General features: G+C 66.1%; 4 protein-coding genes and 1 pseudogene. 4 read left to right on the top strand and 1 reads right to left on the bottom strand.

What is annotated here, in order from left to right; translation table 11 throughout:
- Nucleotides 1-366 (top strand): annotated as a pseudogene (locus ACE3N9_RS16500) (ATP-dependent DNA ligase); the annotation flags it as partial.
- Nucleotides 367-416: 50 nt separating this feature from the next.
- Here ACE3N9_RS16500 and ACE3N9_RS16495 read toward each other — a convergent pair.
- Complete coding sequence (locus ACE3N9_RS16495) at nt 417-1,793, bottom strand: DUF6600 domain-containing protein (protein ID WP_374285581.1); 1,377 nt, start codon at nt 1,791-1,793, stop codon at nt 417-419.
- A gap of 186 nt (nt 1,794-1,979) precedes the next feature.
- Here ACE3N9_RS16495 and ACE3N9_RS16490 point away from each other — a divergent pair, with 186 nt between their 5' ends.
- The 3 genes from ACE3N9_RS16490 to ACE3N9_RS16480 all read left to right on the top strand — a co-directional run.
- Nucleotides 1,980-2,453: a hypothetical protein gene (locus tag ACE3N9_RS16490; protein WP_374285580.1), complete on the top strand. Its 474-nt coding sequence runs from the start codon at nt 1,980-1,982 to the stop codon at nt 2,451-2,453.
- A 190-nt stretch (nt 2,454-2,643) separates the two neighbouring features.
- A complete protein-coding gene (locus ACE3N9_RS16485; protein WP_374285577.1) occupies nt 2,644-3,039 on the top strand; it encodes a phage holin family protein in 396 nt (131 codons plus the stop codon).
- The coding region (locus ACE3N9_RS16480) for a hypothetical protein (RefSeq protein ID WP_374285575.1) at nt 3,036-3,254 on the top strand (219 nt) is incomplete at its 3' end. The genes ACE3N9_RS16485 and ACE3N9_RS16480, both read left to right, overlap by 4 nt.

The following is a 3,254-nucleotide window of genomic DNA, read 5'->3' as shown; positions in this document are numbered from 1 at the left end:
CACGTCACCGTACCCTTGCTGCCCGAACTCGACTGGGAAGCTGCCAAGACCTTCACCAGGCTGGTGGCACAGCAGATGGCTGCCGATGATCCCGCGCGCTACATCGCCACGATGTCCAAGGCGCGGCGCAAGGGACGCATCTTCATCGACTACCTGCGCAATGGCCGCGGTGCCACGGCGGTGGCACCCTATTCGACGCGGGCGCGGACCGGAGCCCCCGTGGCCATGCCGCTTGATTGGAGTGAACTGAAAGCGCTGCCCTCGGCCAGCCATTTCACGCTGAAGAACGCCTTGGCGAGGCTCTCGAAGCTCAAGGCCGATCCATGGGCGGAGATGCCGAAGCTGCGGCAGAAACTCAAGCTCTGAAACGGAACCGGCCCCGCGAGGGGGCCGGCCGCCGGTGCCGTACTGGCGCATCATTGCGCGGGCGCGCAACTCGGGTCCGTGGCGGCGTCGCAAGGCACCTGGTTCTTCTGGCGCTTGCCCTGGCCATTGTCGCTGGCCGGTGCATTGGCGTTGCCATCCTGCGCCGGCTGCGACGCCTTGTTCTTGCGCGGATTGCCATTGCCCTTCGTCAGGTCCGGTGCCGGCGTGGTTGAGCCGGTGGACGTGTCGTCCATTGCGGGCTGCTTCTTCTTCCGCTTGCCCGTCGGCTGGTCCTGAGCCTGGGTGGCCGGCTGCTGCCCCATGGCATCGGGCGAGGATGCAGCATTGCCCGTGGTCTTCTTGCGCTTCTTGCCGGTCTGTTGGTCTTGCACCTGCTTCGCGGGCTTTTGACCGGAGACGTCGGGCGTCGATGCATTCTGGTCCTGCATCTTCTTCTTGCCCGCAGGCTGGACGTTGTCCTTGGCATTCGTCGTGGTGTCGCTTTCGGCAGGCGTCGTGGCGGCCGCACCGCTGGCTGGCGGCTGGGCCACAGCCGGAGTCGCGCCCGTGTCGGCCGGGGCGGTCGCGCCGGTCGCGTTGGCCTTGTCGCCGCGCTTGATCTTCTTGATCCGGCTGACATCGCTCAGCTTCTGCGGACGGTCCTTCGTGTCGGTCGAGAGCTTGCCCTCGAACACCGTCACTTCGCCGGCGCCGGCCCGCGCCTCGACAGGATTGTCGGTGCGTCGGACCTCGACCGGGCGCACGCGCTTGCCCGTCTCGCGCGAGATCACGTCGACGTCGATCACGTTGTTGACCACGATATCGCTGTTGACGCGCGGCGTGCCGAGGAACCTCGTTTCCCGGACCACACGTCGGGCTTCGCGGTCGTCGTGCACGATGTCGGCACGAAGATCGGGCGCGAGGAAGCGCCGCGTGGGCACCGCCACCCAGTAGTAATCCGGGATATCGCCGACCGTGATGTTGATGGAGATGTCTGATCCACCGCGGCGTGCTGGCGGCAGCGGCGCCCAGACCACGTAGTCGTTGCTGCGCCGCCAGCTCACCCAGGCTGGCGCCCAGCGATTGCCCGGAACCCAGTACCAGCCGATGTCGTCGCCATAGCCCCAGCGGCCATAGTGATAGGTGGCCCAGCCGAAGGGCTCGTCCGACGCCCAGGTCCAGCCGTAGCGGTTGGTGTAGACCCAGTGGCCCAGCGTGTAGGGACGCCAGCCGGGGCCGACGCGACCGGGAATGAACACATAACCACCCCTATAGCTCACCCAGTCGCCATACTGGGCGATCTGGTCGTAGAAAACGCCGATGCTGACATCGACCGCGGCCTCGGCCTGCGGGACAAGCGAGGACGCACCGGGAAGCGGGACGCCGCCGATCATCAGCGCGCCGAGAGCCGTTCCGGCAAGTATCATGCGAAGTCTCATGTCACGTCACCTTCCATGCATGTGATGGGGATACTGAGCGGCGTGAACGCGCCGTCGCGGCGAGCGGTTCCTCCTTGCGGCGGTGGCGCGCGGCGTGAAGTTCCACTGCGGGAACATTTCGCAAGGGCGCCAGTTAACGCCGCAACACCGACGCAACACAACGGGAGGTACTCCATGGCCGGATCGCGATCCCGCGCCCGCACGCGCGGTCAGGGTAATCAGGGTAACCGGCGAAGCGAGGGCCGTGCCCTGTTCGACGACCTTCTGACGATGGCGGGAAGCCTGGCCGAAAGCCGCCGCGAATATGCCTCTGGCCAGCTGGAAACACTTGCCGACACGATCCGCCAGTTCAGCGTGTCGCTGCCGGCTCTGCCCGCCGTCAGCACCTATGCCGAGACCGCAGCGGACAGCCTCGAAGACCTCGCAGGCTATGTTCTCGACAGCGATCTCCCGGACATGGTCTCCGACGCGCGGGAGATCGCGCGGCGGCATCCGCTCGCCACCCTCGGCGGCAGTATCTTGGCAGGCCTCGTGATCACGCAATTGGTTCAGAACCGCGCTGGCGCCGCAAGGTACGCAGGCCGCATGCGGCGGGCTGCCGGTCGCCGTGGTCGTTCACGCCCGCCGCAGGCTGGTGATGCGCCATGATGGCGATGTTACCCGGGCAGTGTCTCCCTCCCCCTTTGAAACTGCCTGTACCTCCGGCCCCGCCCATGCGGGGCCTTTTTTTTTGAGATGCACCACACATGCAGCTTCTGGAACCAAGCTGGGCGCACTGCGTTGCATCGGAATGATGCACAACCTTGCTTCGCGCCAGTGCGCAGGTGGTGAGTGGCGTATGCAAAATTCCAGCGACGATACTTCGGGCGAACGGCCGCTCATCGGTCATCTCTTTGAGCACCTGGCGCGGGACGGTCGCGCCTGGGCCGAAGCGGAGGTGAAGCTCGCCCGGCTCGAACTGGCGGAGTTGAAGAGCCAGGCGCTGAAGGCGGCGGGGCTTGCTGCAATCGGACTCGGTTCACTGCTGTGCGGTTTGCTGGCGCTCACCCAGGCGGCGATTACCGCACTTTCGGCTCACGTGCCGGCTCCCGGACTGGCGGGGCTGATCGTTGCGACGGGGTTGGCGCTGTGTGCCTTGGCCTGCGGATTGGCGGCCTGGCGCACTATCGCCTGGCGTACCGAGAGTGTGTTCTTCCGATGGCTGGGGTCAAGTCAGCATCACGGTCGCTCATGAACGGGCGCTTCGATGCGGCCGTCGAAGAAGCGCGCAGGCAACGCCTAGCACTACGTGCGACACTCGCCGCGCTGCGCAGCAGGGCCAAGCCTGCGCAGGTCGCCGAAGAGCTGCTGATCCTGCTTGATCCGGATCTCACCTACATCGGGCACATCCGCGGCCGCATGCGGCGCAACAAACTGCTCTCTTTCGCCGTTCTGGCAGGAGCAGCCTGG

Source organism: Novosphingobium sp. (assembly GCF_041905565.1).
Lineage (GTDB): Bacteria > Pseudomonadota > Alphaproteobacteria > Sphingomonadales > Sphingomonadaceae > Novosphingobium.
This window is presented reverse-complemented; position numbering and strand designations above follow the sequence as displayed.